General features: G+C 59.9%; 17 protein-coding genes. 10 read left to right on the top strand and 7 right to left on the bottom strand.

Going from position 1 to position 14,564, the window contains the following annotated elements; translation table 11 throughout:
- Positions 1 to 10: 10 nt before the first annotated feature.
- Positions 11 to 1,096 carry a polysaccharide pyruvyl transferase family protein gene (locus ACZCWR_RS27100; protein WP_487306098.1) on the bottom strand — a complete coding sequence of 362 codons (1,086 nt, stop codon included), beginning with the start codon at positions 1,094 to 1,096 and terminating at the stop codon, positions 11 to 13.
- 82 nt (positions 1,097 to 1,178) lie between these two features.
- Here ACZCWR_RS27100 and ACZCWR_RS27095 point away from each other — a divergent pair, with 82 nt between their 5' ends.
- The 3 genes from ACZCWR_RS27095 (at position 1,179) to ACZCWR_RS27085 (ending at position 3,176) form a co-directional block, all read left to right on the top strand.
- Positions 1,179 to 1,361: a hypothetical protein gene (locus tag ACZCWR_RS27095; protein ID WP_487306097.1), complete on the top strand. Its 183-nt coding sequence runs from the start codon at positions 1,179 to 1,181 to the stop codon at positions 1,359 to 1,361.
- 268 nt (positions 1,362 to 1,629) lie between these two features.
- Positions 1,630 to 2,706, top strand: coding sequence for a DUF6402 family protein (locus ACZCWR_RS27090; RefSeq protein ID WP_487306096.1), 1,077 nt, complete (start codon positions 1,630 to 1,632; stop codon positions 2,704 to 2,706).
- Positions 2,706 to 3,176 (top strand): hypothetical protein, encoded by a 471-nt coding sequence (locus ACZCWR_RS27085; RefSeq protein ID WP_487306095.1) that lies wholly within the window; start codon positions 2,706 to 2,708, stop codon positions 3,174 to 3,176. The genes ACZCWR_RS27090 and ACZCWR_RS27085 overlap by 1 nt, the downstream gene beginning before the upstream one ends.
- Before the next feature lie 284 nt (positions 3,177 to 3,460).
- Here ACZCWR_RS27085 and ACZCWR_RS27080 read toward each other — a convergent pair whose 3' ends face one another.
- Positions 3,461 to 3,931, bottom strand: coding sequence for an outer membrane lipoprotein (locus ACZCWR_RS27080; protein ID WP_487306094.1), 471 nt, complete (start codon positions 3,929 to 3,931; stop codon positions 3,461 to 3,463).
- A gap of 226 nt (positions 3,932 to 4,157) precedes the next feature.
- Here ACZCWR_RS27080 and ACZCWR_RS27075 point away from each other — a divergent pair, with 226 nt between their 5' ends.
- The 3 genes from ACZCWR_RS27075 (at position 4,158) to ACZCWR_RS27065 (ending at position 6,751) form a co-directional block, all read left to right on the top strand.
- On the top strand, positions 4,158 to 4,922 hold the full coding sequence (locus tag ACZCWR_RS27075; protein WP_487306093.1) for a hypothetical protein: 765 nt from the start codon (positions 4,158 to 4,160) through the stop codon (positions 4,920 to 4,922).
- Between the two features lie 228 nt (positions 4,923 to 5,150).
- Positions 5,151 to 6,437 carry a PQQ-dependent sugar dehydrogenase gene (locus tag ACZCWR_RS27070; RefSeq protein WP_487306092.1) on the top strand — a complete coding sequence of 429 codons (1,287 nt, stop codon included), beginning with the start codon at positions 5,151 to 5,153 and terminating at the stop codon, positions 6,435 to 6,437.
- Positions 6,434 to 6,751 carry a c-type cytochrome gene (locus ACZCWR_RS27065; RefSeq protein ID WP_487306091.1) on the top strand — a complete coding sequence of 106 codons (318 nt, stop codon included), beginning with the start codon at positions 6,434 to 6,436 and terminating at the stop codon, positions 6,749 to 6,751. The genes ACZCWR_RS27070 and ACZCWR_RS27065 overlap by 4 nt, the downstream gene beginning before the upstream one ends.
- A 144-nt stretch (positions 6,752 to 6,895) precedes the next feature.
- On the opposite strand, the gene ACZCWR_RS27060 is transcribed toward ACZCWR_RS27065, so the two are convergent.
- From ACZCWR_RS27060 to ACZCWR_RS27045, 4 genes are all read right to left on the bottom strand, one after another.
- Positions 6,896 to 7,927 carry a PDDEXK nuclease domain-containing protein gene (locus ACZCWR_RS27060; protein WP_487306090.1) on the bottom strand — a complete coding sequence of 344 codons (1,032 nt, stop codon included), beginning with the start codon at positions 7,925 to 7,927 and terminating at the stop codon, positions 6,896 to 6,898.
- A 544-nt stretch (positions 7,928 to 8,471) separates the two neighbouring features.
- Entirely contained in the window at positions 8,472 to 8,657 is a 186-nt protein-coding gene (locus tag ACZCWR_RS27055; protein WP_487306089.1) for a hypothetical protein, read from the bottom strand.
- A gap of 132 nt (positions 8,658 to 8,789) precedes the next feature.
- A complete protein-coding gene (locus tag ACZCWR_RS27050) occupies positions 8,790 to 9,455 on the bottom strand; it encodes a glutathione S-transferase family protein (protein ID WP_487306088.1) in 666 nt (221 codons plus the stop codon).
- A gap of 5 nt (positions 9,456 to 9,460) precedes the next feature.
- Positions 9,461 to 10,246, bottom strand: a complete 786-nt coding sequence (locus ACZCWR_RS27045; protein ID WP_487306087.1) for an enoyl-CoA hydratase/isomerase family protein — start codon at positions 10,244 to 10,246, stop codon at positions 9,461 to 9,463.
- A 230-nt stretch (positions 10,247 to 10,476) separates the two neighbouring features.
- On the opposite strand from ACZCWR_RS27045, the gene modA reads away from it, so the two are divergent.
- Genes modA through modC form a run of 3 tightly spaced genes read left to right on the top strand, consistent with a single transcriptional unit; the run spans position 10,477 to position 13,088 of the window.
- Positions 10,477 to 11,232, top strand: coding sequence for a molybdate ABC transporter substrate-binding protein (gene modA / locus ACZCWR_RS27040; RefSeq protein ID WP_488876527.1), 756 nt, complete (start codon positions 10,477 to 10,479; stop codon positions 11,230 to 11,232).
- Between the two features lie 5 nt (positions 11,233 to 11,237).
- The gene (gene modB, locus ACZCWR_RS27035) at positions 11,238 to 11,918 is read left to right on the top strand and encodes a molybdate ABC transporter permease subunit (protein WP_487306086.1); all 681 of its coding nucleotides are present in this window, start codon (positions 11,238 to 11,240) and stop codon (positions 11,916 to 11,918) included.
- 30 nt (positions 11,919 to 11,948) lie between these two features.
- Positions 11,949 to 13,088: a molybdenum ABC transporter ATP-binding protein gene (modC, locus tag ACZCWR_RS27030; protein WP_487306085.1), complete on the top strand. Its 1,140-nt coding sequence runs from the start codon at positions 11,949 to 11,951 to the stop codon at positions 13,086 to 13,088.
- Here the strand turns inward: modC and ACZCWR_RS27025 are convergent.
- Positions 13,063 to 13,668 (bottom strand): NUDIX domain-containing protein, encoded by a 606-nt coding sequence (locus ACZCWR_RS27025; RefSeq protein ID WP_487306161.1) that lies wholly within the window; start codon positions 13,666 to 13,668, stop codon positions 13,063 to 13,065. The genes modC and ACZCWR_RS27025 overlap by 26 nt on opposite strands.
- Positions 13,669 to 13,711: 43 nt before the next feature.
- Between ACZCWR_RS27025 and ACZCWR_RS27020 the strand changes: the two genes are divergently transcribed.
- A complete protein-coding gene (locus ACZCWR_RS27020) occupies positions 13,712 to 14,515 on the top strand; it encodes a DeoR/GlpR family DNA-binding transcription regulator (protein ID WP_487306084.1) in 804 nt (267 codons plus the stop codon).
- Positions 14,516 to 14,564 lie beyond the last annotated feature (49 nt).

The following is a 14,564-nucleotide window of genomic DNA, read 5'->3' as shown; positions in this document are numbered from 1 at the left end:
ACGTGCGTTTTCATGGGTCGAGATCTGCGATGAGGGTTTCGAATTCTGCGCGGGCGTGTTGGGCTTGGGTCTCGGCGTTTTGCTTTGTCCATGTGGATGTATAGGCTTGTTGCTTGCCGTTGTCATGGGGGAGATTTATGCATGGCAGGTCATATGCCGTGGCCACGATGCGTCCGTGCAGGCTGCTGCCGATATAGCCTCCGCTGCTTGCGATCAGCGCGCAGATGTCCCATATATTTAGGGATTCGAAGATTGTTACTTGCTTATGTTGGATGAGTGTTTTGAAGCGTCGATAGACGGCGAGATTGTCGTGCCACGGCGCCGCGCCTGCGCGGAATAGGACGATGTTTTTGTCTTGTGCCTTAAGCTGCGCGGCGAGTTGAGCGAGAGTTGCGTCGTCGCCGAAATCGGCGCTGAATTGGACGACTAGATAGGCGTGCGGGAGGGCTTTCCGGATGCGCTGTGCGTGATCGTGGATGCGCTCGTGGAATAGCGTGGCGATCATCGTTACGGGATCAGGTGATAGGCGTGCTTCGATGTTTGCTTCTTGAAGGATGGATTGCGTTTGCATATCACGAACGCTGACTGTTTTTGCGGTGCCTAGTTTATTCAGGACTTCTCTTTGTAAGTTCGTGTCGCATGATGCCAGCGCGATGCCGCCGACTGCGTTGAATCCAATCGATGTGGGACGCGCAAATGAGTCGGTTCCGATGACGTAGGGCGCGAGAGCATCGGTGCCGAGCGTGGCACATGCGAAGGCGGCGCGGTCTTCTACGCATGCGCCGTGACGTGCGATGCAGGCTTGGGCGTCGTCGGGACGTTGGAGCATTACGGCGGCATCCCAAGCGGTGCAAGTCAATAACTCGCCGCCTGCGTGAATCAGCGCGGCATTGTCGTTCTCTTTAAGCGATGCGAGTGCCTTGACATCGTGGCCGCCCCATCCGCGCAGATCGCGTGCGACAAGTCCCGCGACGATGGTCCGGACGTCAGGACGCGTCTCCTTAACAAGCCGTTCGGCGATGTGCGCGAATAACATGTCGCCGAAATTGTGGCGATCGAATGCGCCAAAAATAATGAGCGTCGGGTGGGAATTCACGGTGGGTCTCCGTCCTCACGAATCTCTAATTCTCCGCGATCAGACTTCCGTTCACACGCTGCAAACGAAACGGGAGGGGATTGTGAAAATAGAACCGAGTTATATCGCGGGGGGATCGCTTATTGAGGGCGACGCGGTTGGTGTGCGGGCGGTAGTTGATGAAGTTGCCGCTGCTCCTGCGCCTGCTTCTTCGCCGACGGAAAACGTCATGTCCTACGAAGATCTGCTGCCCTACCTCCTTCTGCCGATGGCCGGAGCCTACTGATTCAAAAGGGGGCGCGCCAAGAGCCAGCGGTTCTTAGGTTGCAGCGACGAAGGATGGACCCATCTCCGCGCATGCGGAGCGACTACTGATCAATCTACTTGCTGACACACATTAAGAAATTCCGTATTCAGTTCTCTTCAGTCCCTATCGATAATGCGCACCGAGACATTCTGCGTCCTATGATGTTTCGTACCACTGTCGTAAGAGCTCTCGGCCCGCCTTGCGCGGGTTTTTTTATCTATGTCTTTTATCTTATTAGACCGCACACATGCGTATTGGAACAGACGAACTTTTGTATTGGAAAACGAATGTCTTTCTAGACTGGAAACAACGCGAAGGGTGCAATCCAGTCTACGACGTATCCGTGTCGCATGATTTGGAGCCGCCCGAGTGCAAGTTCGGCGATGCCCCCTCGAAGGAGAAAGAGATTAAGGAGGAGCGATTACCACCCTTCGATATTCAAGAAATTCCCGACGCCATGCGTTTGTCCAATATGCCTGTATCGGCAAAACTCATGGAACGGTGGTTTGCAGGTCGACTGAATTATTCACCCACGGAGCAAGATGAACGCGATCTCATCAATCAGGATGGGCAACCGTATCCTGCCAGTATGTTTGATACCACTACCGTTACCTTGAAATGGGTACTCACGTTTGCCCGCGCAAAAGAAGCCTTCAACAGACTGTGTTCAAGGGAAGTTTTATCTTCACCCCGTGCAACCGTGGCCTTGCGCAAGCGGATAGCTCCGTTTCAGTACTTGTTCTCAGGCCTAACCAGTGAGATAAGCAAGGGGAACATGCTCGAATTGCACCGAAATTTCCAGTTCCAGCTCAGCTCCGTGGAAGGAACGTGGATCGACAAACTTAAGTCGGCGAGAGCACTTTTCCATAAGGACGAGTCTTTTCCTGACGACCTGACCGGCGCGTTAGGCTCATTCAATTTTTACGCTGCACCACGGGAATTCCATATCCGAAAGATCGGCCAACCGACAGCGTTGATCTACAGCGTGTTCATCTATGTAAAGGATAACTATACCTTCACTGATGCTGCCGGAGATGTGTCGCAATATCTTGGACATTGGAGCAAGAAAGGCGTCATCCTCGTCCCTAGCGATGCTGTCCTCACCGCATTGAACATCCCGTCGGTTTCAGTGCCCATCGATGATGATTGGTTCGACTCTGCGGTATCCATAGGCAACGCTCGGAAAGCAGGAAACGTCTACTATCCGGTTCGAAATAGTTCCTTTCGAGACTGGCAGAGAAAGCACCATCAAGGCGGCGACTTCGTCGTTTTCTCGGACATGCGAACGATCAGCTTTGATCCCCCTTTGGAGGTAGCTCTGTAATGGGAATGGCTGACTTTACCCGCACATGGGGCATGTTCTATTTGGTTCTTTTTGCCTTGACCGTTGTGGTTGTCGTAGCCATCTGTTCACTGCCTTGGGGTTGGCGAGCGGTAACCAAGCGCTCGGTTGCCGCCATCGTGCTTATTTTTCTCGCAGGTGCCGGATGGAACTACCGTCATCAAGCCTTGCTGAGAGCCCTTATCAATGAAGCCCGATGTACGGTTGAGCGCTCACCCAATGACCTGTACACCGCTCATCTATGTCTTTCTGGTCGGCACTACACAATTCGGCTGTACGACCTGACGACAAAGCAATTGGTGGCCGAACGAACTGTGGTAGATCGTGGTGAAGCACCTGTAATTCTTTGGGAAAATACACGGTTCTTATATCAGGATGGTAATGCGGAAGCGTTGAGTGCAATCAGACTGCCACCGTCGTATATCGACCGCTTGCTTGCCAAGCTACCTTGAAAAATAGTTAGTTGGCCCCTGTGTTTGACCACGCCCCACCGCAATGGCGGGGCAATCCGCCTCGCTTCAGATCAACACTTGCCTGCTCGCAGGTGGCCGCACATCTCCTGTCGGGTCTATCTCCGCATACGCGGAGGAACCTATGCGACGGATGCGGGCGAACTCGTCCAGATGGGTCTATCTCCGCATACGCAGAGCAACCCCTCGATCATAACCTCCTAAACCATCACGACAAAACCCCAAACCCTTCTTCCAAAACATCACCCCAAACAGAAGCACCCGCCCTAACCCGTAACCCGAGTCACCCCCCCACTCGACAACAACCTCACCCGCTGCCCCGCATAAAACATCTCCCCATCCTCCGCCTGCGTGATCGCCCGCAAATCCCCATTCGCCAGCCGCACGGTAATCTCCAACCCGTCATGCCGATCCATCCGCCCCTGCACTTCATTCCCCGCCACCGCACCCGCAATCCCACCAATAATCCCCGTCAACAACGACCCACGCCCGCCGCCAAACGCACTCCCCGCCACCGCCCCCAGCGCACCACCACCCAGCGCACCAAACGGCACCGCCTGATCGCTATCGATCGTCACCCGCCGCACACTCTCCACAGTCGCCATGCGCACCGTCTGTTCGCGCTGCGTCTGTGCGCTGTCGTAGATATCGGCGGAACTGCTCATTGAAGCGCACCCGCTCATGCCAACCGTGCACGCCGTCGACAGCACACATACCGCGATGATGGACCCGTTCATGATTCCCTCCTCAGCCATTCGATTTGATGTCACTCGTTCGATCGACGCAGCATCGCGTCGACATGGGAGCATCGTAGAGAGGGAGAGTGAGCGTCGAATGAGGATGCGCCAACGCTTGACCTGCATCCGCCGAACGCCTATACAGGACGTTCACCGCCCGCGCCGTTCGTGATGTCGCGATGACGTGACGACCGACGGCGTGCATCGAACACGACCGGATCTTCCAATGAAAATAACTGCGCTGTGCGCCGCTGTCGTCTCTGTCTTTTCTCTTTCACTCACCGCCTGCTCGACTAACAGCACGAGCGGACCGCCGCCCGGCAGCATCACGACGACGAACCCATCGGGCGGCGTCTACACCGGCACGCTCAAAAACAGCTCGACCTACGCCACGCTGCTCATGCTTTTCGACGGCACGGCATACCTGTTCTACGGCGCTCCGGGACAAGCGAATCTCTCCGGCGTCACCGTCGCGCGCAACGGCACGCAAACGAGCGACGGACGCTTCTCCAGTTCATCGGGCATCGACTATCGCATCGGCACCGCGCCCGCCGCGCCAGTCGCGTTCATGGCGAACTTCGCGCACGCGCCCGCCGTCGATGGCGCGGTGGTCAACAAGGACGGCAGCCCCGATCTCGCCTTCACCGCGAACGCCCAACCCATGCTCGATGTCGCGCCGACGCTCGCCAACGCGGGCGGTCTCTACAACGGGCGCGGCATGTCGCTCGGCGGCGCGACGGACACGCACATCACGCTGGCCGCCGATGGCTACGCGGCGGGACAGACATCGTCCGGCTGCATTTTCAAAGGGATGGTCGCACCGCATCCGGGCACGAACGCGTACGACGTCTCGGTGACCTTCGGCCCCGCGCCCTGCCCCGTCCCGAACGCGACGGTCACGGGCGCCGCCGTGCTGGACAGCGCGCGCTTGCTGGTCGCGGTGCAAAGCCCCGACCGCGCCAACGTCTTCCTCTTCGATGGTCGGAAATAGATGCCGCCTCGCGCCGGATCGTTACGGATAAACGCTTAGTGGAGCCATCGAAACGTATTTTGTATCCTAAGATTCATTTGCCCATAGTTTGAACAGCGGGTTTGAACCGCGGCGTTCGCGTCCCTGCTCGTTGAAGGCCGCATGCCTCGGCGAAAGTTGCAGTCGTGTTTTTCCAGTGCCCCTAAGAAGCAAGAGAAGCCAGAGAAGCCAACAACCGGAGACACCCCGATGAACGCAACGCTCAAGCTTTGGCCGATGGCGCTCGCCGTCGCGCTCGCGTGCACGCCCACCGTGCAGGCAGCACAACCCGCGCAGGCCGCGCAGGACAACGTCAGCACGCTGTCCAACTTCAAGACGACAGGCAACAGCACGCCCGCCGAAACCATTCCGCAAGGCGGCCAGACCGCCGACGCGCTGCGCAAGAACCTCGAACAGATCAAGCTGCCGCCGGGCTTCAAGATCGAGCTGTACGCGATCGTGCCGGAAGCGCGCGCCATGGCGATCGAACCATCGACGGGCGTGGTCTTCGTCGGCACGCGCAAGAACCGCGTGTGGCAGGTGACGGATCGCACGCATCAGCGCGTGGCGACCGATGTCGTGCAGTTCGCTTCGTCGGTGACCTTCAAGGTGCCCAACGGCGTGTGCTTCTCGCCGGATGGCGTGCTGTACATCGTCGAACAGAATCGCGTGCTCGGCTTCCCGGCGGCGCAGTTCTTCGGCGAAGGCGGACCGGACGTGGCGGCGGCGGTCGTCGTGCCGCAGGGCAAGCTCATTCCCACGCAGTTCGAGAGCTTCAATCACGGCGCGCGGTATTGCCGGATCGGACCGGACAAGAAGTTGTATATCGCGCTCGGTCAGCCGTGGAACGTGCCCGCGAAGGACAAGTGGCCCGAACTCAGGAAAGCGGGCATGGCCGGCATCATCAGCATGGATCAGGATGGCAAGAACCGCGAAATCTATGCGTATGGCATTCGAAATTCGGTCGGTCTGGACTTCAATCCGAAGGACAAGACGCTCTGGTTCACGGATAACCAGGTCGATGGCATGGGCGACGATATCCCGCCCGGCGAGCTGAATCACGCGGACAAGGCGGGCATGAACTTCGGCTTCCCGTGGTACGGCGGCGGCCATGTGCGCACGGTCGAATACAAGGACGATACGCCGCCCGCCAATCTCACCTTCCCGCAGGTCGAGTTCGCGGCGCACGCGGCGGATCTCGGCATGTCGTTCTATAACGGCAAGATGTTCCCGGACAAGTATCAGGGCGGCATCTTCGATGCGGAGCATGGTTCGTGGAACCGCACCAAGCCGATCGGCGCGCGCATCATGTTCACGCCACTCAAGGACGATGGCACCGCAGGCGCCACCGAAGTCTTCGCGGAAGGCTGGCTCACGCCGAGCGGCGAATACATGGGCCGCCCGGTTGACGTGCAAACGCTGCAGGACGGCTCGCTGCTCGTTTCGGACGACTACGCGGGCGCGATCTACCGCATCTCCTACACGGGGTCCAAATGAGGGGCGCGCTGACGGTGGCGGTGGCCTTGTCGCTGCTCGGCGCGATGCACGCCTCCTTCGCGGCTGGCGACATCAAGGCCGGACGCGCCAAGGCGGCGGCGTGCGCGGCGTGTCATGGCATCGATGGGATGTCGAAGCTGCCGGAAGCGCCGAATCTCGCAGGACAGACGGAGGAATATCTCGTGAAGGCGCTCAACGACTTTAAGTCAGGCGCGCGCCAGAACGAGATGATGTCGATGATGGCAAAAACGCTGTCGGATGCGGATGTCGCGAACCTTGCGGCGTATTACAACAGCCTCGGCGGCAAGCAGTAGCGTTCGCGTCGGTCGAAAGAATTTTATTTTCCGCTTGACTCGGAGGATTAAGGGTTTATACTAACTCTTGTCTCCTCCATGTCTCAACCGATATGGATTCAAGCCCGCTCTCTGAAGCGGGCTTTTTTTTCGCCTACGTGCGGGCTAGTCTTTGGCGTCGTTCAGACGCGAACGTGCACGCTCAATCGACTGATGCAACCGCGCCTGCAACGCCTCGCGCGGCGGCAGCACGGTCAGATATTCGGCCACGTGTATGCCGCTCTTGCCCAGTTCCAGCAGTTCGATCTGCTCCTGCTTCTTCCCCGCGCACAGAATGATGCCAATCGGCGGCTGCTCGTCCGGTTCCTGCTCGTGCTTGGCCAGCCAGCGCAGATAGAGTTCCATCTGACTTTTGTATTCGGCCTTGAACGCGCCGAGCTTCAGTTCGACCGCGACTAAACGTTTGAGCTTGCGGTTGTAGAACAGCAGATCGAGATAGAAATCGTCGTCGTCGATCAGGAGTCTTTTCTGACGCGCGACGAAGGTGAAGCCCGCGCCCAGTTCCAATAGAAACTGCTCCATTTCCCGAAGGATGGCGTCTTCCAGATCGCGCTCCAGATAGCGATCGTTCAGGCCGAGGAAATCGAGCACGTAAGGATCTTTGAGCACGAGTTCGGGCGTCAGTTGGCGCGATTCCCGAACCTGCGCGAGTGCGTGCTGGATCGCGTCTTCGGGCTTGCGGGCCAAGGCGCTGCGTTCGAACAGCATCGACTGGATGCGCTCCTGCAATTGCCGCGACGACCAATTTTCGAGCCTCGATAGCTCGATGTAGAAGTCGCGCTTCAACGCATCATCGATATAGATCAGCGTCTTGAGATGTGTCCAGCTCAATTCTCTCCGCAGTGCGGAGAGAATCGTCTCGTCGGGGAAAACTTCGGCTGCGCGTACGCAATGGCGCAATTGCTGTTCGCTCCAGCCGCGCCCGTATTCGGTCGTAAGCCGCCGCGCGAGTCCGGCGAGCACTTCCTTGCCGTATTCGGCTCGCGCACCCAGCAACAGGTCGATGCGAATGCGTCGCCCAATCTGCCAATAGAGCAAGGTCAGTTCGGCATTCACCGCCGACACGGCCCGCGCACGCGCAGACTCGATCAGGCGACGAACGTCTTCGACAAGCGAACCAGGTATGAGGTCAGACATGCAGGGAGGATGACGAGGCGCCAGCCATCGCGCGAAATGAACCAGCGGCCACGTTACCGCAATCGGAATGCAAGCGAAACCCCGCGGACCGGACCGGAATTCTCTCCGCACTGCGGAGAAAATTCCGGCGATCCTTTCGTTTTGCACCATTCGTCCTGCACATTCCCAACCCGGCCCCGAGCGAAAGGTTGGGGTTACTGTCCGAGGCTCATTGGCCCCGCTTGGCTTTTTTGCTGGTCTCCCCGGTCTGTACGTGGCAGCGTCGGAGTCGTCATCGAGGCTCGGCGGCCTCGTTGCTTCTTTATGGCTGGTCTCCCCTCTCGCCGATTCCGCGCATGGCCGGAGGTTCTTGTACGAAGCAGGCTGGCTTCGTTTGCAACAAGTTACTTGTTGTTATCGCGTGGCCCCGTCGCGGGAAAAAGACCGCTCCGGCTTATCCACAGTTTTTGTTCACAAGCCTGTGGATATCGATGTGAGCCGCGTCGCAACGTCTTGTTTCTGCACCGCTTATGACGCTCGCCACGCAATGCGCCCCGTGCACTGCTCAGTCGAGGTCCTGCACGCAGGACGCGAACATCTCGCCCATGCGGTTCCATTCCACCACCATCATCGATTGCGGTGCGGCCGCCGCGCCCGGTTGATCGGCGGCGCCTTGCGGCAGCGCGAACACGATCGTGCTCGTCGCCAGTAACGCAATCAGCATCGTCAGTAGCCAGGTCAATAGATACATCGCCGCACCTCTTTTAAAGTTTCCCCGTGGTCTCGCGCCTTGAACGTCAGCGCATGAGTGAAGATTAAAGAATCGCGGCGATGCGCACGACCCCGCAGAGGGAGGGACGTGAAGGAGGGAATAAAACGACCGTCAGCGAATGTCCGGCGATGCGAGCGGCGACACGCCCTGCGCACGTGCGGCTTCATCTTGTGCACGCAATGCGCGGATGAAACCCTCACGCGCCTGAAGCCGTGCCCAATAACGCGCGACGGATGGCGCGAAACGCGCATCGAGGCCGATGTGCTGCGCGAGCATCAACGCATAGCCGACCGAAATATCCGCCGCCGTGAAGCGCCCTGCGCACAGATAATCCTGATGCTCCAGAAGCGGCGCGAGCGGCCGCATGCGCGCGACGAACCACTTCGCATAGTCCTCGGCCACTTGCGGCTGACGACGCTCCGGCGGCTCGAGATGCGTATAACGCAGCACGAGCGTTTGCGGAAACGTGAGCGTGGCTTCGCCGAAATGCAGGAAGTTGAGATAGCGGCCGAAGTCGGCTTCGTGCGAAGCGACATCGAGCACGCCGGGAGAATGACGCGCGGCCAGATATTGGCAAATGGCCGCCGATTCCGTCATGAACAACGCATCGTCCTGAAACGCGGGAATGGTGCCGAGCGGATTCACTTCGAGATATTCGCGCGCAAGCACGCGCGGCGGAAACGGCAGCATCTTCAGTTCATAGGGCAATCCGAGTTCTTCCAGCATCCACAAAGGCCGGAACGAACGCGCGCTCACGCAATGATGCAGCGAAATCATGGCATTCAACCCAGCCAGGACGGCTTGCGCTTTTCGAGGAAACTGCGCACGCCTTCGCGTCCTTCATCGGATGCACGAATGCGCGCGATCCGCTCCGCCGTCTCCGCAATAAGCGTCTCGTCGATCTCCTTGCCGCCCAAGTCCGCGACAAGCTGCTTGCACTCGCGCACCGCATTCGGGCTGTTCGCGGCGATGCTGCCCGCGATGCCTTCAACGGTAGCTTCCAACTGATCCGCCGTGGCGAGCTGATGCACGAAGCCAAGCCGCAACGCCTCGGCTGCATCGAACCGTTCCCCCGTCACGAAGTAGCGATGCGCAGCGCGCGCGCCCATCGCACGAATGACGTAAGGCGCGATGGTCGCGGGCATCAGCCCGAGCTTCGCCTCCGACAAACAGAACTGCGCGGACTCCGCCGCCACCGCGATATCGCACGCGGCGACGAGGCCCATGCCACCGGCGTAGGCATCGCCCTGAACGCTTGCGATCACGGGCTTGAGGCTCGTGTAAATGGTGTTGAGCATGGTCGCAAGCCCGAGCGCGTCGCCGCGATTCTCCGCCTCCGAATAGTCCGCCATGCGCTTCATGTAGTTGAGATCCGCGCCCGCGCAAAAGGCCGGACCGTTCGCCGCGAGCACGATCACGCGCACGCTGGCATCGTCGTTCAGGGCGCGGAAAGCGGCGGTGAGTTCGACGATGGTGGCATCGTCGAAGGCATTGCGCACTTCGGGCCGGTCGAGCGTCACGCGAGCAATGTGGCCGGTGATCGCGAGCTTCAGTCGTTGCAGATCCATGCGTGGTTATCTCCTGCGTTTGAGCGTGGCTCAGTTTTTTGTCGAGTGTCCGCGAAAAAAGAAGCAACCGTCAATCCTGACCATTGAGCGTCACTCACAATGCGTCCGAATAAATGCATACCCATCATGTCACGAAGCCAACACGCGCACGCGCAATATAGTCGTATATATTACGGTGCTTGCTGTCTTCAACGACCATCAGAACATCAACCCGATCCAAGGAGATCTACGTGAAGATTCGTCTCATGCGCGCTTTGCTTGCCGTCGCCCTCGGCATGGCCGCAGCCTCGTCGTTCGCCGGTGAAGTGCAAGTGGCCGTCGCGGCCAATTTCACCGCGCCCGTGAAGGCCATCGCCGCCGACTTCGAGAAAGACACCGGCAACAAGGTCGTCGCCTCGTTCGGCGCGACCGGCCAGTTCTACGCGCAGATCAAGAACGGCGCGCCCTTCGAAGTGTTCCTCGCCGCCGACGACTCCACGCCCGCCAAGCTCGAAAGCGAAGGCATGACGGTGGCCGGCAGCCGCTTTACCTACGCCACCGGCGCGCTCGCGCTGTGGTCCGCGAAGGACGGCTACGTGGACGACAAGGGCGAGGTGCTCAAGAAGAACGCGTTCACGCATATCGCCATCGCGAATCCTAAGGCCGCACCTTACGGGCTTGCCGCGTATCAGACGCTCGACAAGCTCGGCCTCACGGATCAGATCAAGCCGAAGGTCGTCGAAGGCCAGAACATCTCGCAGACGCAGCAGTTCATCGCGACCGGCAATGCGGAACTGGGCTTCGTCGCGCTGTCGCAGATCTATAAGGATGGCAAGATCACGGGCGGTTCGGCGTGGCTCGTGCCGTCGGATTTGCATGAGCCGATCAAGCAGGACGCGGTGATTCTGAACAAGGGCAAGGACAATCCTGTTGCCAAGCAATTCGAGGACTATCTGAAGGGTCCGAAGGCGGCTGAAGTCATCAAGTCGTTCGGATACCAACTCTAAGCGATATGCCGATCGATAGCGCCGATCTTCAGGCCATCACGCTGACGCTGGAACTGGCGTCGCTGGCGACAGCGCTGTTGCTGCTCGTCGGCACGCCGATCGCGTGGTGGCTGGCGCGGACTGCATCGCGCATGAAGGGCATCGTGGGCGCGGTGGTGGCGTTGCCGTTGGTGCTGCCACCGACCGTCATCGGCTTCTATCTGCTCGTGTTGATGGGGCCGAACGGCCCGGTTGGCAAGCTCACGCAGTCGCTCGGCATTGGCTTGTTGCCGTTCACGTTCACGGGGCTGGTGGTCGGCTCGGTGATCTACTCCATGCCCTTCGTCGTGCAGCCCTTGCAGAACGCGTTCGAAGCCATCGGGCCGCGTCCGCTGGAAGCCGCAGCGACGCTGCGCGCGGGTCCGTGGGACACGTTCTTCACCGTCGCGCTGCCGCTGGCGAGGCCCGGCATCGTCACGGCGGCGATACTCGGCTTCGCGCACACGGTCGGCGAATTCGGCGTGGTGCTGATGATCGGCGGCAATATTCCGGGCCGCACGCGCGTGGTGTCGGTGCAGATTTTCGATCACGTCGAAGCGCTCGAATACGCGCAGGCGCACTGGCTGGCGGGCGGCATGGTGGTATTCTCGTTCGTCATTCTTCTGATATTGTATTCGAGCCGCCGCAGCACGGCGGTGCACGCCTGATTCCTTTTTCATCCGATGGCCGACATCCGCATGACCCGCGCTGACGCGGTCTTATCGAGCGCATCGAATATCGGCGATGAGAGCGCGATCGAAGCGCGGTTTCTCGTCGAGCAAGGCGGCTTCACGCTCGATCTCGATCTCAACTTGCCGGGACGCGGCGTGTCCGCGCTGTTCGGGCATTCGGGTTCGGGCAAGACCACGGTGTTGCGATGTCTCGCGGGACTGACGCGTCCGCGCGAAGGCCGGCTCGTGGTGAATGGCGAAACATGGCTGGATACATCGCGCGGCATTTTCCTGCCGACGCACAAGCGCCCGCTCGGCTACGTGTTTCAGGAAGCGAGCCTGTTCCCGCATCTGAACGTGACGAAGAATCTGCGTTATGGGCTGGATCGCGTGGCTGCTGCCGAGCGGCGCGTCGATCTTGCGCAGGCGGCGGAACTGCTCGGCATCGGCCATTTGCTTGAGCGCATGCCAGCGGGGTTGTCCGGCGGCGAGCGGCAGCGCGTGGGCATTGCGCGGGCGCTGTTGACGAGTCCGCGTTTGCTGTTGCTCGACGAACCGCTCGCCGCGCTCGATCAAAAACGCAAGCTCGAAATCCTGCCTTATCTCGAACGTCTGCACGACGAACTGGACATTCCGGTGCTCTACGTGAGCCACGCGCCCGAGGAAGTCGCGCGTTTGGCCGACCACCTCGTCCTGCTCGAAGCCGGCCGCGCACTCGCCAGCGGCCCGATCGCGGAAACGCTCGCGCGCCTGGACCTCCCGCTCGCCTTTTTCGACGATGCCGCCAGCGTGCTCGAAGGCGTGGTCGTCGAACACAACGACCGTTACGGCCTGCTTTCGCTGATGCTGCCGGGCGGACGAGCATCGCTCAGATTCGTGCATGAGCCGATCGAAACCGGCAGAACATTACGCGTGGCCGTGAAGGCGCGCGACGTGAGCCTGATGACCGGCATCTACGAACACGAATTCAGCAGCGTGCTCAACGTGTTGCCCGCGAAAGTCATGGCGATTGCGGACGATACGAACCCCGCGCAATCCCTCGTTCGGCTCGATGTGGACGGCTCGCCGCTGCTCGCGCGCGTCACGCGTTATTCGCTGGACCGTTTGGAGATTGCAGTCGGCGTGCAGGTGTGGGCGCAGGTCAAAGCAGTGTCTTTATTGGCTTGATGCCGAGCGCCTTCAGCGCGACGTGCTGCAACAGCATGATGGTCTTGCCGTCCATGATTTCGCCGCGTTCGATCATCTCGAGCGCGGTGACGAGCGGCACTTCCATCACTTCGATTTCCTCGCCTTCTTCCACCACGCCGCCGCCGTCGTTCACGCGCATGGAGCCGTCGAATTCGCCGAGGTAGAAGTAGAGCTTCTCGGTGACCGAACCGGGGCTCATGAACGCCTCGAAAATCTTCTCGACGTGATGCACGCGGTAGCCCGTTTCCTCCTCCACTTCCGCGCGAATCCGGTCTTCCGGCGAGGCGTTGTCGAGCAAACCGCCGGGCGCTTCGATCAGCATGCCATCGTGCCCGTTGACGAACGCGGGCATGCGGAACTGACGCGTGAGCAGCACGGTATCCGTCTTCGGATTGTGCAGAAGGATGGTCGCGCCGTTACCGCGATCGTACGTTTCGCGGCTTTGACGCTGCCATGTTCCGTCGCGGCGCAGGAAATCGAACGTGACCTTTCGGAGCACGTACCAGTCGTCCGACAGAACGTCGGTTTTGTGGATGCGAACGCGTTCGCTCGTATTCATCGCAGTGTTCATTGAGTGGTCTCCTCGACAAATGGATGACTGCATGGTAGCGTGCGATTTCGTGCAAAATCAAGAAATTTCGTGCAAATCCATGTTGACCAGCCAACGCAAGAAAGCCATTCTCGATGCACTCGCCCGCGACGGTCAGGTGCTCGCCACCGAACTCAGCGCGCACTTCGGCGTGTCGGAAGACACCGTGCGCCGCGATCTGCGCGAACTCGCGGCCGATGGTCTGCTGCAACGCGTGCATGGCGGCGCGTTGCCGGCGTCGCCTGCCACGGCGCCGTTTGCGCGTCGTCAGGAGATGGAGTCGGACGCGAAACGGCGCATCGCGCGCTGCGCGGCGGAGATGATTGCGCCGGGGCAGGTTGTCATCATCGATGGCGGGACGACTTCCGCGCTGCTGGTCGCGCAATTGCCCGCGAATCTCGTCGCGACGGTGGTCACGCACAGTCCGAGCGTGGCGGTGGCGCTGGCGGAACATGCATCGCTGGACGTGGTGTTGATCGGCGGCAAGTTGTACAAGCATTCCATTGTTACGGTGGGCGCGGCGGCGGTGGAAGCCATGTCGCATATCAACGCTGATGTGTACTTCATGGGCGTGACGGGCGTGCATCCGAAAGCAGGGCTGTCCACCGGCGATTACGAGGAAGCGCACATCAAGCGGGCGCTCGCCGCACGGGCTGCCGAAACGGTGGTGCTGGCGTCTGCCGCGAAGCTCAATGCGGCGTCGGCGTATCGCATTGGCGGGATCGAACTCGCGCAGACGATCATCGTCGAAGATTCGACCGATGCGAAGCTCACCGAACCGCTCGAACACGCGGGCATGACGGTCGTTCGCGCTTAACGCGGGCCTAATTAACCTCGGGTGTAATGCGTCCGATGGCCCTTTGAAG

It is taken from the genome of Caballeronia sp. A2-2 (assembly GCF_057612605.2).
The sequence above is the reverse complement of the archived record's forward strand: the minus strand, read 5'-3'. Positions and strand labels throughout refer to the sequence as shown.